Annotated in this window: 6 protein-coding genes; 3 read left to right on the top strand and 3 right to left on the bottom strand. The window is 74.1% G+C overall.

Annotated features, from left to right (window positions below; translation table 11 throughout):
- Positions 1–35 precede the first annotated feature (35 nt).
- Positions 36–1,787 (top strand): hypothetical protein, encoded by a 1,752-nt coding sequence (locus tag BCD48_RS20515; RefSeq protein ID WP_241841879.1) that lies wholly within the window; start codon positions 36–38, stop codon positions 1,785–1,787.
- Between the two features lie 11 nt (positions 1,788–1,798).
- Here the strand turns inward: BCD48_RS20515 and BCD48_RS20510 are convergent, their stop codons facing one another.
- On the bottom strand, positions 1,799–2,551 hold the full coding sequence (locus tag BCD48_RS20510; protein WP_071050008.1) for a class I SAM-dependent methyltransferase: 753 nt from the start codon (positions 2,549–2,551) through the stop codon (positions 1,799–1,801).
- A 296-nt stretch (positions 2,552–2,847) separates the two neighbouring features.
- On the opposite strand from BCD48_RS20510, the gene BCD48_RS20505 reads away from it, so the two are divergent.
- Entirely contained in the window at positions 2,848–3,975 is a 1,128-nt protein-coding gene (locus BCD48_RS20505; RefSeq protein WP_071050007.1) for an SGNH/GDSL hydrolase family protein, read from the top strand.
- A 131-nt stretch (positions 3,976–4,106) separates the two neighbouring features.
- Here BCD48_RS20505 and BCD48_RS20500 read toward each other — a convergent pair whose 3' ends face one another.
- Together BCD48_RS20500 and BCD48_RS20495 are read right to left on the bottom strand one after the other, a co-directional pair.
- Positions 4,107–8,210 carry an alpha-(1->3)-arabinofuranosyltransferase domain-containing protein gene (locus BCD48_RS20500; RefSeq protein WP_083418947.1) on the bottom strand — a complete coding sequence of 1,368 codons (4,104 nt, stop codon included), beginning with the start codon at positions 8,208–8,210 and terminating at the stop codon, positions 4,107–4,109.
- A 143-nt stretch (positions 8,211–8,353) separates the two neighbouring features.
- Positions 8,354–11,830, bottom strand: coding sequence for a UvrD-helicase domain-containing protein (locus BCD48_RS20495; protein ID WP_116271597.1), 3,477 nt, complete (start codon positions 11,828–11,830; stop codon positions 8,354–8,356).
- A 525-nt stretch (positions 11,831–12,355) separates the two neighbouring features.
- Between BCD48_RS20495 and BCD48_RS20490 the strand changes: the two genes are divergently transcribed.
- Positions 12,356–17,620 carry a PDDEXK-like endonuclease domain-containing protein gene (locus BCD48_RS20490; RefSeq protein WP_241841878.1) on the top strand — a complete coding sequence of 1,755 codons (5,265 nt, stop codon included), beginning with the start codon at positions 12,356–12,358 and terminating at the stop codon, positions 17,618–17,620.
- Positions 17,621–17,680 lie beyond the last annotated feature (60 nt).

The raw sequence follows: 17,680 nt of genomic DNA, 5'->3' as shown, positions 1-17,680 counted from the left end.
CAGAGTCCTTCGCGGGCCGATCACTGTATGAGGGAATGGTCATTCCATCCGACCCGGCCGGCCACGGCGCCGGCGGCCGACGGTCGCCCGCCGCCGATGCCCGCGACCGTGCCTACATCGGGAACGGCCGGTGGCACGACGGACCCAGAGCGCCCGACGAGGCGCCGCGGCATCGCGCCCACCCGACTCGCCGACGGCTTGTGGGCGCCATCGGGCTGAGTGCCGCCGGCCTGGGAGCCGCGGCCTTCGGTGCCACGGTCGGCGTACGGCGGCTCCTGCCGGGCCTGGCGGAGAAGGACACCCTCGGCCTCCTGTCGATCTTCGGCACGCCGGATAGTTTCGGCGAGCTGGCTGGTTCTCAAACGATCGAGACGGTCGGTGTGCCCGGTTTCGGATTCGGCCCAGGCCAGGCCGCGTTCATGTCCGTGGCGGCCGACGACGGCACGGTGTTGATCGGTACGACGCCGTTCAGCGACGACCAGACGCGGCCGACCGCGACCACCATGGAAGTCGGGATCTTCTACCCGGAGGCGCGGCGCTTCAGCCGGCTCGTGATTCCCTCGACCGCCGGGCGTGTCTCGATACCCAGCCCGGACCCGACCGTTCAGGGGGTCGGTGGCGCGGACGTCGCCGACGTGGTCGTCGTCCCCGACCCCGTCACCGGACAGCGGGTGGTATTCGTCTCCGTCGTGCCGTTCCACGGCTGGGACACCCGGATCCAGGGCGTGTTCCCCAGCCTCGGGCAGCTACGGCGCGATCGGGCCGGCGACTGGCGGTACGAGCCGACGCTCTCGCGGACAGCCGACGAACTCGCCGCACTCGCGCCACCAGCGGTGGCTGCCAGCGCCTTTCCCGCTGTCGGGCCCACGGCACCCCGGTCTGCCCGAGGACTCGCATCGGTGGCGCGGCTACCGCGTTCGGGCCACCTTGTCATCGCGCAGTACTTCGGAACCGGAACGGGCGGGACCGAGTCCGGCGCATTGTTCGTCGTCGACCTGGCAGGGCGGACCCGAGCCTGGTGGCAGTACCCGCCGACCAGCCCACTGGGTATCCGGACCGTGGTCAACCCGCGAGAGGTCGTGACGGACCCGACCAGCGAGCCGGATGACGAGCGGTTTGTCCTGATCAGCGACTGCTTCACCGGAGACAAGGTGGCGCAGCCATTCCCGGTGCAGGAGTTCTCCTACTCGGCGAGCACCGGGCAGATCATCCCGAAGAGCGCCGCGGTGCGGGCCGTGCAGGACGGGTCCCGGATGGAGTCGGCCTGCTTCGACACGGCCGGGAACCTCTACGTGGCGCGGACAAAGGCCGATGGCCTGTACGCGGCCCCGATGGCCGTGTACACCAAGGCCGGCCGGGAGCGCAGCCTCGTGACGACGGCGCCGGCGACCGCCGACTGGCCTCGGTTCTTCGGAATCGAGTGCCGCCCAGACCACCTGCTCCCGGAGACCGGACGGGGTGGCCTCGTGCGTAGCCTGACGATGGATCCGGCCAGCGGAGCTATCCTGCTCACCGGTCTTGACGGGACGCTCCAGGTCGTCCGGCCGGCCGGCTCCGGCCACCAGATGACCTTCCGCACGTCGGCGATCGACATCGGGCTGTCGCGGCTGCGCGGCCCGGCAACCCGATATGTCGGAGTCCGGCGGGCCGCGGTGGACGCCCGGCGGAGAACTCTCTGGATCCCGATAAACCAGCTGGTGCTGGACAGCATCCCGTGGCCCTACCCGCCGTTCAAGCTGGACCAGTGGCTGATCCGCGTTGACCTCGACCTCCTGCTCAACCAGTGAGCGGCGGCGGATCAGGACGCCGCGGCGCCCGGTCGGACCGCGTAGTACCGGGTGAAGTTCCAGTGCGGGCCGTGCTGCGGCTCGTCGGTGGTGCCGATGATCCGCAGGCCCGCGTGACTGAGGTGGGATGTCATGATCCGGACGGGCAGCGTGTTCATGCGCATCGGCGCCGGGTAGTGCAGAAGGCGCTGCTGGAGAGCTCCGACGACGGCCGGCGGTGCGTAGCGGAAGAGAAGCCCCTGGACAGTGGGCCGAACGCCGTTGGGCATGAGGATGATGGCGGCGCCGCCCGGGCGTAGCACGCGTCCGAACTCGAGCAGGTAGCTCTCGGCCGCGTCCGGCGGGACGTGCTGCAGGACGATGCTGGTGAAGACGAGGTCGACGCTGGCGGTGGGGATGGCCGCGAGATCGGGGGTCGAGTTGTGCTGGAAGACCGCTCGGCCGCCGGTGCGGTCGAGCCGACGCGCGGCGTCGAGCATCGGCTCGGAGATGTCCAGGCCGATGACCTTGTCATAGTGCGCGGCCAGTGCCTGAGTAAGCCGTCCGGCGCCGCAGCCGAAGTCGAGGGCGACGCCGGTCCGCGCCGGGGTTCCGCCGAGGCGGTCGAGGACGCCGAGGGCCTCGTCGACCTCCTGCCTGCCGGTGGCGAGGAAGTCGTCGGCGTCCCAGCGTCCACCGCGCTTGGCGGGGTCGACGAGGACGGCCCACAACGGGTCCTCGCTGCCGTGTCGCGTCCAGTCGCGTGCGGTGTCTTGAAAGCTCATCGGGCTAGGGCTCTCCGGTCTGGCGCGGGCGGGCGGAGGTCTGCGCCGTAAGGGGCGGACGAGCCGGGTGCTGCCCGCGTCCCGTCTTCGGCCCTCCGGCGGGCTTCTCAACGGTCCATCTGCGATTGGTATGGCCTCTTGTTGTACCCCACCCCCCCACAACGGGCCAGATCCGGCAACCCGGGCAGAATGAACGTCCGAGTCTGCCCGGACTGAACCCGGAGCCGCCATCGCGGCGACAGGCTCCCGTCATCGCCGAGGGGACGAGCCGCGTGCGCAGGAGAGCCAGGAACGGTGTGCCGGACGGTGGGGACCGCGCGGCCAGCCCGATCAGGCCGGTCAGTGTCCGCGCCGGGCTCGCCATACTCGCCGCGGTGACGGCACTGTCGATCAGCGCCTGTGGAGGCGCGGAGCGGGCCGCCGCGCCGCCGTCGGCACATACCTCGGCCGTTCCCCAGACCCGCATCATGATCGTGGGCGATTCGCAGACGGAGGAGTCCGCCGGCGACTACACGTGGCGCTACCGGCTCTACCAGCACCTCAGCCTCACGGCGCCAGGCCGCGTCGATTTCGTCGGCACTCGCAACGCCGTCTGGGACAACGTGAAGGACGTTGACGGCTCGCGCGACTACGTGAACCCCTGGTTCGACACCGACGAGCAGGCGGTGTGGGGACTGACGATCGCCACGGCGACCCCGCACATCGCGGCGGCGCTCCGGGACCATCCGACCGACATCATGTTGATCATGCTTGGCAGAAACGACGTGCTCCACGCCTCGAGCGTCGCGACAGCCCCCGCGGAAGCCGCGGCGCTGATGAAACAGTTCATCGACACCGCGCGCACCGTGAATCCAAACCTGACGATTGTCCTGGGCCATGTGCTCTGGACCGGGCTCGACGTGGACCGGATGTCCGCCTTCAACACGATCCTCGACCAGTCGGCTGGCGCCTGGTCCACCCCCACGTCCAAGGTGGTCATCGCTCGGTCGGATGAGGGCTGGGATCCCCTCTGGCACACCTGGGACGGCGCGCATCCCAATCCGGACGGGGAGTACGTCATCACCCGAGGCTTCGCGAACGCGCTTGCCGAAGTAGGGGTCGGCGGCCGCTACGGACCGGTGCTCGGCGGGGTGAGCTGGCCGGGGAAGGGCCGGCAGCCCGCGGTGGCACCCGCCGGCGCCGGTCAGGTCACCCTGACCTGGCCGGCGACGCCCGGCGCGACCCAGTACTTCGTCGAACAGCGCGTGGTCAGCGCCGGGGAGCCCGGCTTCACCCGCCTGCCGGGCGCGATCACGGGCTACACCTGGACCAGCGGCAAGCTGGCCGCCGGAGCCACCATCGCTTTCCGCGTCGTCCCGGTGAAGGGCAACATGGTCGGCCAGGGGGGCCCGGAGACCCTGTTCGCCGTCAGCGCCGCCAGGTAGCCCGGACAGCGGCGCGCCAGGCCCGGCCCGCGAACGCGCGCGAGCACCCGCGCGACTGCGCGGGCACGCGAGACCGGGTGAGCGGGCTCCGCGTCGCCCACGGAGCTCTCCCCACTCCGCGGGCTGTCCATCTACTCGCCGGGGTGTCCCCGCCGGCCGTCCTCGACGGGTGACCTGGTTGCGGGAGCGTCGCCGCCGGCGCGTCGCCCCTCGGAGCCGGTGGTGGCATCCGCGGGGCGCGGCGTCAGCGCGGCCACGACGGCGGCGAATGCCACGACACCCGCCGCCTGCACCTGCCAGCTGAAGGCGCCGTCACCGGAGCCTGGAATCGCGTCCGGCTCGAGGGCGACGCCCACCCCGGCGAGAACCGCGAACACGAAGGCCGTCCACGGCAGCACGGTCGGGCGACGGCGGCCGGCAAGGACGAGGACGAGGACGATGACGGCGACCGGCCCGGCCACCAGGAACACCGCGATCACCGCGAACACGCCACCGGCGACGCCGCCCACAACCCTCGCACGGCGCGAGGCCAGAGGCGCCTTCCCGCGGCCCAGGCCAAGCGGATAGCCGTCGGGGTCAACCGAGCGCCGGAACCGCCACCGCGCGGGGATCAGCACCAGCGCGACGAGGAGCAACAGCAGGATCCCGCCGACGACCAGGAGGCCCCGGGCGGACTGCCCGGGGTGGTTCTCGATCAGGACTGTGCCGGCGGAGCCCGCCGGGACGATCCAGCCCTGCTGCCAGCCGTCGAGACGGACCGGGGTGAGGGCCTGTCCGTTCAGCGTCGCGGTCCATGACGAGTTCGCGTTCTCCCGGACGACCAGGAACGCCCTCGTCCCCGCGCCGATCTCGACGGTCCGGCGCTCGGGGGTCCAGCTGGTGACCGTGGTCGAACGAGGCTTGTCGCCGCTGGTCCGCGTACCTGTCCCGACTAGCGTGAGCTGCCCCGTCAGCAGGGGCAGTCCCGCGCTGTCGGTGGTGATCAGGTGCTGGCCGGCCGTCAGCGGGATCGTCCCGTCCGGCGTGCACACACTCATGCGCATGGGCCTGCTCTTGGCCACATCGGACATCAGGCCCTCGACCCGCACGTCGTAGCGGACCCCGTCGACAGACAGCGAGGGACCGCCTCCGCACGGCACGACGAACGGCGCGGTCGGGTCGGGCGGCGCTTCGGACAATATCGGCACCGCCGTCATGGACCCGGTCAGCGTGAAGTTCATCGGCCTGGGCACGTCGAACCGCCTCGCCAGCGCGAGCTCCTCCGAACCACCGAACAGGTCGGTGACGTCCACACCCATGCGGTCGAAGGTGTAGGCAAGCTGTCCCTCGCCACCGGTGAACAGGCTGGCGGCGTCCGACGGGGTCTGGGCGTAGTGCTGGATCCGCACACCGGGCAGGGTGAGCTCACGAATACCCGCCCCAAAGACGTTGCTCTGTTGCCTGGTCACCTGCTCGAACGTGATCCGGAACCAGCTACTCGGGCCGGCGGGGACCTTGAGCCGCTGCGCCGTCTCCACCGGGCTGACCCGCGTGACGACGGAGCCCGCCTGGCTGGTCACGCGGATCGCCTGCACGGCTGGCCGCCAGGTGCCCTCCTCCAGCAGCTGCACATCGATGTAAGGCAGGGTGGTCGCCCGTGGGAGGTCTGCCTCGACCCAGGCGCCCGTGGACCCCTTCTTCTTGTCCGGGGCGGCGGTCCACGACGTGTAGGGGAAGCCGTCGAAGGCGGCGGCCGGTGAGGTGTCCGGCAGGGCGATCAGGTTCGACCCGAAGGAGGATGCTCGGATCCTGACCCCGTCCGTGTAGCCGGCGACGGTCTGATGGCCGGCCGCCGACTGGTCCAGCCACTGGCGCGGCGCGTCACTTCGGCCGGCGGCGTTCTCGTTCGGGCCGAGGAGGTAGGACGTCCCGTTGTGAACGACCCCGAAGTCGGTGTCACGCCGCTGGGAGGTGTCCGTCACCACCAGTGCCGTGGTGGGGCCGACGACCTCGCTCGCTGGCGGTGCCTGGTTCAGCCCTCCTGACGAGGCCGCCGAACCGCCGGCGCCGGCCGTGCCGGCGAGATCGCTGGCGAGCACGACCGCCCGGTCGGTACCGACGATTCCGTGCGCGGCCAGCTGGACCGTGGCCTCCGCGCCACCGGACACCACGACAGCGGTGTCCACCGGGTACGCGGCCACCTCGGACGCGTGGCCCGGTACGACCCAGACCTCCAGCGCCGGCACCTTCTCCTTCCTCGTCATCGCCGCCGATGGGATCAGCCGGCCCTTCGAGCTCAGCCTCGCGTTGATCATCGGGCCGAACGAGGCGGCGCGCCGCAGTCCCGAGCCCTCCAGGGCGCGGTGCACCTGGTCGGTGGATGGCGGGATGTCCCAGTTCCGATCATCGAGGTCGTTGCGGATCAGCACCTGGCCGACCCCGGCGCGCGCGAGCGCGACGGCGAGCCCCGGCGCCTGGCCCAGCTCCAGCTGCTGATCGATGCCGTCCATCCACCGGGTCATCCCGGTGTTGCCCAGCGGGACCAGGGCGCGCGACGCCCACGGCGTGCTGGCCAGCCAGGACATCGGCTCGTCAAGGGGCCGTCCCCAGCTGTACTCCCCGAACGGCATCGCCGGCAGCATCAGGGTCCGGCCACCGTCCGGGTTGTCGGCGAGCCAGTCCGCCGCCTCGTGCCAGTAGTCGGGAACCTCCTGGAAGGTTCCCGACTGGAAGAACTGGCCCGTGTAAGCCGGTGCCATTCCCATCACCAGCGCGGCGACGGTGAGCACGACGGCGCCCACCGACAGCGGGTCCGCGCGGCGGGCGGCCCCGGCCGACGACGAGGCCGCCGGCCGCGCCGCGGGCCTCTCAGAGCGATGCCGTCGCTCCGGTTGGGGCTTTGGCGACGGCCGGCGAGCGCCGAGGGCGACATGGAGGGCATGCGCCATCCCGAGAGCCAACGGCAGGTGGGCTACCGGCTGGAACTTGTAGACGTTACGCAGGAAGGCCAGCTGCCCCGCGAGCAGCTGCTGGACCCCGTCCGCGAGCGGGCTGCCCGGCTGCCCCGGGTACGCGGCCGAGACGGCCACGACGCCGGCAGCGAGGCTGATCACGAGGACTCGCCGCGCGGGCAGGTCACGACGGGCAAGGCCCCACAGACCGATACCGGTCGCCGCCACCGAGCCGGCGACCGCCACCGGATTGGTGATGGTGGCCGACGCCGCCGGCAGCCAGGGGCCAGATAGCCGCAGGTAGGCGAGCCAGTCCGTGGTCCCGCGCAGCGCCTCGGCCACGGATGTCGTCGCGGTCGTGGTCGCCGCGGTCTCGGTGAACGGCAGGAAGTTCAGGCCGTACCGGCTCTGGACCACCAGCATGCACAGCCACCAGAAACACGCCAGGATGACCGAGAGCGTCCACCACGCCCGCAGCGCCCAGGCCCGCCGCGTCCCCCCCGCGCACACGAGGAGCACTGCCGGGAACAGCAGGACACACAGGGTGACGCTGGCGTTGACGCCACCCGTACAGAAGACCGCGAGGCCGGAAAGCGCCGCGGCCCGGCGAGGCGACAGCCGGCTGTCCCGCCCGTCGCCCCGGGCGGCGCCGGGCGCGAGGCCGGCCGTCCCGGCACCGGCGCCGGCGGCACCGTCCGGGCGCAGCGCGAGCACGAGCGGCAACGTGATCCAGGGCAGCATCGCCGCCCCGGTCAGGGCCACCGACGCGGCGCCGACCTTCCCGATGAACATCGGTGACAGCGCGTACCCGAGCCCGGCGATCACCCTGGTCAGCGGCCGGCCGATGCGCAGCGCATCGGCGAGCCGCACCGTTCCCCAGCACGCCACCGTGAGGATCAGGGCCATCCACAGCCGCTGGGTGATCCACGGGGGGACGTGCAGGAGGTGCCCGAGCAGGAAGAACGGCCCCATCGGAAAGAGGTAGCCGGCGTACTGGTTCGGCAGGAACCCGAAGTCGGCGGACGAGTTCCACAGATGGGTGGCCCGCTCCATGAACCGCAGCGGGTCAAGCGCGACGTCCATCTTGGTGTCGGCCACGATCTGCCCCGGCGTCTCGAACAGGCACAGCACGACGAAGCCCACCGCGACGAACAGCGACGGCAGCCGGGGCGTCCGGTCACGCCCCGCAGGCCCACCAGCGGCGAGGTCGGACGCCGTGCCCGGCGCCAGGTCCTCGACGTGGGCGTCACGTTCGTCGAGCAGCGACAGCTCGATTGGTCGGTTCGGGATCGTGCGCTCCGTCATTCTTGGGGTGATAGGCGCCAGTCACGCCAGCTTCTTCATACCTCGCACGACATCGGTCGGTACCGCCGGGACCGGCCGGCCGACGCGGCGGCCGCGGGGCCCGCACGGTCGACCTCGCCCGATCCGTGCCCAGACCGGCCAGGTCACAGCAGGCGCAGTTGCTGGCCGAGAGGACGCTGGCGGGGCGCCAGCTGGCCGGGGCGTCCGGACTCGCGGTCCAGCAGGGCCGGATCCAGGTCGGCGAGGAACGGGGACGGGGTCCGGGCCGAGGCCGAACCGGCGCGCCGGGCGACGTGGCTGAGGACCAGCCGGGCGCGCGCCCGGGTGATGCCGACGAAGAACAGCCGCCGTTCCTCGGCCTGCGGGCCGCGCGCCGCGTCCTGGTCCCGGTCGTCACCGGGGGCCGCGGCGGCGGCCTGCCTGGCCGCGGGCCTGCCCGGGCCGGAGCGGGTGCCCCAGCTCATGGGGAGCAGTCCGTTCTCGCAGCCGACGATGAAGACCAGGCCGAACTCGAGGCCCTTGGCCGCGTGCAGGGTCAGCAGTGAGATCCGGTCGGCCCGCGGATCGAGCGTGTCCGCCTCGGTGGCGAGCGACACCGACGTGCGGAACCTCGCCAGGTCCTCCCCCGCCGCCGCCGCGGCCGGCGCCAGCAGCTCCACCGCCAGTCTGATCTCCGCCTCCGACACCGACGGGTCCGTGGCGGAGCCGCCGGCGGGACCTGGCCGGGTGGCGCCCGGCCGCGCCGCCAGGTCCTCGGCCGCCAGGGCCGCGGCGAGGGCGGTACCGCGGGCGGTGGCCCGCTCGCCCGCGCGAGCCGCGGCGTCGCGCAGGGCGGCCGACACGGAGCGGGGCGGGGCGTCGTCATGCCCGCGCAGCTCCGCCAGCAGCGCGGCGACGCCGGGGGCATCGGCGAGTGGGCCATGGGAGCGGCGCTGGAAGGGAAAACCGCGCTTGGCGAGTGCCGCCATGACCGGCTCGGCCTGGCGCGCCGTCCGGTAGAGCACGGCGATGTCGGCGAACGAGAGCAGGCTGCCCGCGGAGCCGTCGAGCCCCGAGTCGAGGGCGTGGAACGACGTCCCGCCGAGTGCCTCCTCGATGGCGTCGACGACGGCGAGCGCCTCCTCGGCCTCCGTCGCGCACGCCCGCACGACCACCTTCGAGCCGCCGGGCCCGCCCCGGCGGCGGGGGTCCGGCCGGCTGGACGTGTCCTTCTCCCGCGCCGAAGCCGCGTCCGGGCCGTCGGGGTGGACCGCGACCAGCAACCGGTCGGGCACGAAGGTGGCCGGCGCGATCGCCGAGCGCGCGGCGGCGACGATGGTCCCGGTCGAGCGGTAGTTGCGGGTCAGTGACGCCCGCCGCGCCGTGGGGAAGTCCTGCTCGAAGCGCAGAAAGAAGCCGACGTCCGCGCCGCGGAACGAGTAGATGGCCTGGTCCGGGTCGCCGATGACGCACAGGTTGCCGTCCGGTGGGCACAGGACCCGCAGCAGCCGGTACTGCGCCTCGTCCACGTCCTGGTACTCGTCGACCCAGATGTGGCGGAACCGGCGCCGGTAGTGCTCCGCCAGCTCCGGCTCGGCCGTCAGCAGCGCGAGCGGCAGCGCCAGCAGGTCGTCCAGGTCGACGAGGCCATGCTCGCGCAGCGCGGCGTCGTAACGCGCGAGAACGCCGGCCAGCTCATCGCCGCGAACCGGCTCGCCGAGCGCCCGTAGGCGCTTGAGCCCGCCGATCCGCCGCTCGGCGGCCGCGCGGGCGGCCACCGTCGTGTCCCCGAGGGCCTCGGCGAGGAGCTCCGCGCGGATCGCCTCGTCGGCCACCTGGACGTCCGGCCCGCGCGCGAGCCGGACGTGCTGTTCCCGGATGACACGCAGCCCCAGCCCGTGGAACGTGGTCGCGGTGACGTGCCCGGCCTCCGGGCCGAGCATGCCGTCGAGCCGTTCGGCCAGTTCCTCGGCCGCCCGCCGGGTGAACGTCACGGCCAGGCACTCGCCGGCCGGGACGCCCCGTTCGCGCACCCGGTGCGCGATGGCATGTACCAGCGTCCGCGTCTTGCCGGTGCCCGGACCGGCCAGGATGACCAGCGGACCGTCCGCGACGGCCGCCGCGGCCCGCTGGTCGGGGTCCAGCCCGTCGAGAATGGACACGCCTCGTCCGGCTGCCGCAAGCCCGGTGGCCTCCAGCGTTGCCTGCTCGTGGCCGGTTTCCGGATCCGGGTCGGTTTCCTGTTCCTGGCTGGGGGGCGCCACGGCGGACTTCCGCGGGCGCTTCGCCTTGGGGGCGGCCACCGGCGAGTCCAGGTCGAACAGGGTCGCCTCTTCACCCGCCAGCTCACCCGGGGCGAACATCCGGATGACGCCGTACTCACCGTCGAAGCCGGCCTCGCGCACCACCTCACCACGGCGCAGCCGGCCGACGGCCTCGACCAGCTCGCCGGAGCCGACCTCGCCGATCGCGGCCAGCTCGACGTCGCCGAGGATGCCCAGCTCCGGGCCGAGCCGCTCTACGAGCGCGCCGACCTGGGCGGCGACCGCCTTGCTCTTCGGCCCCACGCCGAGGATCTCACCGACGATCTCCGGCAGCGCGACGAAGGAGCGGAACCGCCCCGCCGTCTCGGGGACGGTGGTCTGCTCGCGGTCCGCGAGCGCGTCGACGCGGTGCAGCACGCCGACGGTCAGTGGCTTGCCGCAGGCGGGGCAGGCGCCGCCGGTGGCCTTCGTCTCCTCGGGGGTGAACCGCACCCCGCAGGCGCGGTGGCCGTCGTGGTGGTACTTGCCCTCCTCGGGGAAGAACTCGACGGTGCCGGTGTAGCCGTCGCCGGTGCGCAGCGCCTCCCGGACGGCGAAGTAGTCAAGGTCGCAGGACAGCGCCGTCGCCTCACGGCCGAGCATGGGCGGCGAGTGCGCGTCGGAGTTGCTGACCAGGCGGTAGCGGTCGAGGCCGGAGATCCGCCAGAACATCTCCGGGTCGGCGGACAGGCCGGTCTCCAGGGCGAAGACCTCGTGGGCGAGGTCGCCATAGCAGTCGTCAATGGCGTCGAAACCGGACTTGGAGCCGAGAACCGCGAACCACGGTGTCCACACGTGCGCCGGCACCAGGTAGCTGGCGGGGTGGGACTGCAGAGTGATCTCCAGCAGGTGCCGGGAGTCGAGGCCGAGGATCGGGCGACCGTCGGCGGCGAGGTTGCCGATCCCGGCGAGCGCGGCGGTGATCCGCCCCGCCGCCTCCCGGTCCGGGGCGTAGAGCAGGTGGTGGACCTTGCGGGTCTTGTCGCCCTTCTTGTAGATCGTGGAGATCTCGGTGGACAGCATGAACCGGGTCGCCGTCCGGCACGACGCCGGCAGCCGGCGCAGTACGTCGCGCTCCAGGTCGGGCGCCAGGCGGAACAGCCCCGGCTCGGCCGGCACCAGCTTGTCCTCGAGCTCCTGTGCCCAGGCCGGGTGCGTGAAGTCCCCCGTGCCGACGACGCGGATGCCCTTCCGGGCCGCCCACCATGCAAGGTGCTCCAGGTCACAGTCCCGGCTGCACGCCCGCGAGTAGCGGGAGTGCACGTGCAGATCCGCGTAGAACGCGGGCCGCGTCGGCTCGCCGCGCGATCCCCCGCCCAGCCCGTCCGTATCCGGCAGCCCGCTCGTGTCACCAGCCGCGTCCGTCACCCCTGCTCCCGCCACGTCGCTCCAGACCCTCCCGACCGCCGACCCCCAGATCGCCGACCTCCCAGATCGGCTTCCAGACCTCCCCGATTGGCTTCGCCAATCGGGCAGGGACCCCGGATCCGGCAGGGACCCTGTCGCCGATCCGGCAGGGACCCTGTCGCCGATCCGGCAGGGACCCTGTCGCCGATCCGGCAGGGACCCTGTCGCCGATCCGGCAGGAACCCCGGTTCAGGGCGACCCCTGGCCAGGCCGGGCGGCGGACATTCTCCCCTGCCCCCGCGACAACGGCGGTGGCCCCTCGGGCCAAGCCACCCATGGACGACAGAGCGCGACGCGTCCGCCGGGCCCGTTCCCACCACCTTGCCCACCATCTCCCCACCGACAGCCCGCCGCACGGCCGCCACGATCACGCCTCCCGAGGGCGATCGGTGAGCCGCGCGGTAGCCCGCGCGGAAGCGTAGGGGATTATTCGGAGCGGCCGGGCGCGGAGGGGTGATGACGACGGGACCGTCGGGGGAACAGGAGCGGTTCGCCATGCTCACCAACCGGTGCCACCGGCTGGTGCGGTTCCTGCATGAGGTGGCGCTGTCCCAGTCCGACCAGGTGGCGGCGGTCGAGGACAACCCACTGGTGGTGTGGCTCGCCCAGCTGCCGGGCGGCCTGTCACTGTTCGAGCACGCGACCGCGGGCGAGGTCGCGCTGGAGGCGCCGGCCGCCGCGGTGCTGCCCTCGCCGCCGCCGCTGCCGGACGCGCTGGCCGGCTGGGTGGTGCTGCCGGAGCCGGGCGACGTGCCGTCGGACTCGCCGCCGCTGCGCGAGACGAGTCTGCGCTCCCGCGCCGGCTGGCCGGACGGGATCCCGCTGCGGCCGGGCGGCCAGCCGGTGGTCGAGGGGCTCGCCGAGCCGGTGCGGCTCGTCGACCGTCCCGAGGTGCCGCAGGCCTACCAGGACTGGCTGCCCACCTGGCAGATCTGGGCCGCCCGGGCGCGGGCCGACGCGGACCGGCGCGCCCTGCACGGCGTGCTGCACGGCGTGGCCGGCCGGCTCGCGCAGGAGGGCGACGGGCTGGAGCTGGTGCTCGCCACCGGCCTGCTCTCCTGGCGCGCCCCCGACGGCCGGACGCTGCGCCGGCACCTGCTGACCACGAGGCTCGCCGTCGAGGTCGACCCGGTCACCTCCGCCATCCGGCTGCGCGTGCCGGACGGCATCGCCACCCGGCTCGAGGATGGCCTGCTGGACGGGCTGCCCGTCTTCCACGCCGAGCGCACGAACGCGTTGCACGAACGGCTGCGCGCCCGCCCGGCCGCGCCGCTCGGCGGCGAGGACGAGCGGTTGCTGCGCGACTGGCTGACGCTCGCGCTCGATGTCGGCCACGACGGGTACTCGGCCACGTGGCAGCCGCCCGGCCCGCCGAGCGACCGACCGCGCGTCGACCTCGCCCCCGCCCTGGTGCTGCGCGCCCGCGGCAGCGCGGCGCTGCTCACCTACTACGAGCAGATGCTCGACGCGCTGCGCGGCGAGGGCCGCCCGCCGCTCGGGCTCGTCCAGCTGGTGGAGACGCTGGAGGCCGACGAGCGGCTTGCCTGGCTCGCCGCCGAGGGCGCCGCCAGCCCCGGGCGGCTCTCCGACGACCCGCTGTTCCCGCTGCCGGCCAATCCGGAGCAGGCGCACGTCATGGAGCGGCTGCGTCACGACAGCGGCGTGATCGTCGAGGGCCCACCGGGCACGGGCAAGACGCACACCATCGCCAACCTGGTCTCGGCGCTGCTGGCCGAGGGGCAGCGAGTGCTGGTGACCAGCCAGAAGGCGCAGGCGTTGCGGGTGCTGCGGGACAAGCTCCCCGAGTCGCTACGGCGGCTGTGCGTCTCGCTCACCGACGCCGAGGACGCCCGGACCTCCGACCTCGCGGCGAGCGTGAGCGCGCTCGCCGCCGAGAAGGCCGCCTACCATCCGGACGGCCAGGCCCGCCGGATCGACGAGGCCCGCGATCGCCGCGACGCGGCGATCGCCCGCCGCGACGAGCTCGTGGCTGCCATTCAGGAGCTGCGCGCCGCTGAGGCCGTCGGTCACCCTGAACGCAAGGTCGCTCCGGGCTGGTCGGGGACACGGGGGGCGATCGCCGCCCGGCTCCGCGGCGAGCGCGCCGAGCACGGCTGGCTCCCGCTCCCGGTCCCCCGCGACCCCGCGGGCGGGCCGCCGCCCGCGCCGCTGACCGCCGAGGAGGCCACCGAGCTCTGGGCGCTGCTACGCGCCGGCGCCGGGACGGCGCCGGGTGACGGGACGGAGGCCCACAGCCAGAGCCCGACCGCGCCCGGCACCGGTGCCCCGGGCGAGTCCGTCGGGCCGGGCAGCGACGCGTTGGACCACGACATCGGCCTCGGCCCGGTGTCCCTGCTCGGTGTCCAGGCCCTCGAGCGGCTGCTGGAACGGGAGCGGGCCGCGACGGCGGAGGCGGACACCGCCTCCAGGGCCGCCTCCGGGTCGGCCCTCGGCGAGGTGGCCGCCGCGCTCGGCGTGCTTGACACTGTCGGCCTCGACCGGCTCACCGCCGCCGTCGAGGCCGTCACCCGGACGCTGGAGGAAGCGCGCCGGACGGCCCGGCGCGCTTCCTGGCTTCCGCGCGCGCTCGACGACGCGCTCGCCGGCCGCGACGGTGCCGTGTGGGGGAAGGTCACCTCCGCGGCGCCGGCACTCGCCGAGGCAACCGAGGCGCTCGGGACGCTCGGCCTGCATGCCGTCACGCTGCCGGCCGCCGCGGTCCTGGCCCCGGCGGGCACCGGCGACCCCCTGGCGACGCCGGCCGCGCGCATGCTCGCGGCCGGTGAGGCACTGCGCCGGCATCTGGATCAGGGCGGCAGCCTGCGCCGGATGTTCCGCTCCCAGGTCCAGAGGGACGCGGCCGACCTGCTCGCCGAGTCCACGGTCGACGGCCGCGCGCCCACCACGCCCAAGCTGTTGGACCTCGTGATCGCCCGGCTGCGCGCCGAGGTCGCGATCGACGCCGCCGCCAGGGCCTGGGCGCTCGCGGGTGTGAACGTCGGCTTCGGGCCCGGCGACGCGCGCGGGCGGGGCGAGACGGCCGGCTCATCCGCCGGGTCCGACGGCGGGGGCCGTCCCGGGCAGCTCGCGGGCCAGGACGCGGCCGGCGAGCCGGGTGGCGAGGTCGTGGCCCCCGAGATCCGGCTCGCCCGGCTCACCGAGGCGCAGGACGCGCTGGGCGCCGTCGTCGCCGTCCTCACGGCCCGCGACCAGGTCCACTCCCTGCTCGCGTCGCTGGGCACCGAAACCGGCGTGCACCTGGCCGGCCCGGGCCTCGGGAGCGGCCTGGTCGACCTGGGATCGGCCGACGCGTTGCGGGCGCTGGCCGGGGCTCTGGCACTCGCCCGGCTGCGGCTCGCCGCGGCCGAGGCCCGGGCGGAGATCGAGCGGCCGCGGGCCGAGGTCGAGGCCGCCGCGGACAGGAGCGGGTTCCCCGCCGAGCTGCGCCGGCTCGCGGGCACGCTCGCGGCCCGCGATCTCGCCGGCTACCGCCTGGCGCGCGACGGGCTGCTGGCCGCGGTCGGCGCCCGGCGCGCGGCCGCCCGCCGCGAGGTCCTGCTCCGGCGGCTGAGGGGCGCCCACCCGGCACTGGCGGAACTGCTGCTCGCCCAGGCGGCCACCGGCACGGCCGGCCCGCGCGGCGCCCCCGAGCCCGTGGACGACGACGAATGGCGCCATCGGCTCGTGCGGTTCGAGGCCGCCTGGTCCTGGGGGCTGGCCGCCGGCTGGTTCACGGCCTCCCGGACTGGCCGAGCCGATCCGGGAGGAGCCCCGGGCAAGGGCACCGCCCGGCGTGGCCCGACGGGCGATGCCGGCCGGGCACCCACCCCCGGCGCGGCTGACCTCGACGCCCAGCTCGACGCCGCCGAGGACGCGGTCGCCGCCACCACCGCCGAGCTCGCCGGCGCCAAGGCCTGGAAGCACTGCCTGGAGCGGATGGGCACCCGCGAGTCGGCCGCGCTGCGCGCCTACGCGGACGCGGTCGCCGCCGGCGGCCGGTTCGCCGGCCGGCACGCCGACCGCTACCGGCAGGCCGCCAGGGAGGCGATGGCGATCGCCCAGACGGGCGTGCCCGCCTGGGTCATGCCGATCGCCGAGGTGCTCGCCACCATCCCGGCTGTCCGCGACAGCTTCGACGTGGTGATCGTGGACGAGGGCAGCCAGGCCGGCCTGGACAGCCTGTTCCTCCTGTGGCTCGCCCCACGAGTGATCATCGTCGGCGACGACCGGCAGTGCGCCCCGGCGGCCGCGCCGGGCGACACGACGCGCGTCGCTCTCACCAGCGCCGACGGGGAGGGCCTGGCCACCGCCGACGACGATGGCCTGGACCCGATGTTCCGTCGCCTGGACGCGCTGCTGCCCGACCTGCCCGGCTGGCTGCGCGTCTCGTTCACCCCCCGGTCGAGCCTGTTCAGCCTGCTGCGGACCAGGTTCGGCGAGGTCATCCGCCTGCGCGAGCATTTCCGCTGCATGCCGGAGATCATCGAGTGGTCGTCGGCGATGTTCTACCGGGACGCGCCGCTGGTGCCGCTGCGCCAGTTCGGCGCCGACCGGCTGCCTCCGCTGCGCGCCCGCTATGTGCCGCACGCCTACACCACCGGCGCCGGCGCCGCGCTGCGTAACTCGGCGGAGGCGGAGGCGCTGGTCTCACAGGTCCTGAGCTGCGCGGCCGACCCGCGTTACGACGGGGCCTCGTTCGGCGTCGTCGTCCTGCAGGGCACCGGGCAGGCGGACCTCGTCCGCTCGCTGCTCGCCGCCCGGATGTCGGCCGCCGAGCAGCAGCGCCGCCGGCTGCGGGTCGGCACGCCCCCGGACTTCCAGGGCGACGAGCGCGACGTGGTGTTCCTGTCGATGGTGGTCACGCCGGACACGGCGACCCCGGCCCTGACCAGGCAGGAGTACCAGCGGCGGTTCAACGTGGCGGCCTCGCGCGCCCGCGACCAGATGTGGCTGTTCCACTCCGTCGGCCTCGAGGACCTGCGGCCGGACGACCTGCGGCACAGCCACCTCGGCTACGTGCTGGCCCGCAGCCGTGCCCAGGAGGCGGACGCCGACGAGCCGCCGCGACTCGACCAGGTGTCCCCGGACATCCCGCATCCCCGCTTCGACTCGCTGTTCGAGCAGCGGGTCTTCCGCGAGCTCACCGCCGCGGGCTACCGCGTGCTGCCGCAGGTCGAGGTGAACGGCCGGCGGATCGACCTGGTCGTCGCGGGCGGCCGGGCCCGGCTCGCGGTCGAGTGCGACGGTGACGAGGTCGGCACGCCGGCACAGGTCGCCCACGACTTCGCCAGGGAGCGCCAGCTGCGCCGCGCCGGCTGGCCGTTCTGGCGCGTCCGCCAGTCCGACTTCGAAAGTGACCCGGCGGCGGCGCTGGCCAGTCTGTGGCCGCGCCTGTCCGCCGCCGCCATCGGCCCGGCCGGTGGCCGGGCGGGAACGCCCGAAACGGGCCCCGCCGAGCGTGCGACGGCTGGCCCAGCCGGTGCCGAGCTCATCCCCTCCGCGGGCGTCGACCGCGCCGCCGCGCCCCAGGAGGCGACGGGTGCCGCCCTCGACGAGACACCGGGCGGCGCGGGCGGGGAGGCGGGCGGGCCGTCGAGCCCCGGCGGGGCCAGCCGGGCCGACCGGACGGCGGCCGTCCGCGCCGAGCCGAGCGAACTCGCCCGCCGGTGGTCCCCGATCACGCTGTCCGAGCTCGACGGCCTGGACGACGCCCCGGCCTGAGGCGCTCCCGTTGCCGGACGCTCCGCGCCCACAGCTGAGCGCATGGGATTTCTGAGGCTG

The organism is Pseudofrankia coriaricola (assembly GCF_001854805.1).
In the GTDB taxonomy this organism is placed as follows: Bacteria; Actinomycetota; Actinomycetes; order Frankiales; family Frankiaceae; genus Pseudofrankia.
The sequence above is the reverse complement of the archived record's forward strand: the minus strand, read 5'-3'. Positions and strand labels throughout refer to the sequence as shown.

What these genes read in the sequence shown, in the direction of transcription:
- BCD48_RS20515 (WP_241841879.1), top strand. Translation starts at nt 36, where the DNA reads ATGGTCATTCCATCCGACCCGGCCGGCCACGGCGCCGGCGGCCGACGG.
- BCD48_RS20510 (WP_071050008.1), bottom strand. Translation starts at nt 2,551, where the DNA reads ATGAGCTTTCAAGACACCGCACGCGACTGGACGCGACACGGCAGCGAG.
- BCD48_RS20500 (WP_083418947.1), bottom strand. Translation starts at nt 8,210, where the DNA reads ATGACGGAGCGCACGATCCCGAACCGACCAATCGAGCTGTCGCTGCTC.
- BCD48_RS20490 (WP_241841878.1), top strand. Translation starts at nt 12,356, where the DNA reads ATGACGACGGGACCGTCGGGGGAACAGGAGCGGTTCGCCATGCTCACC.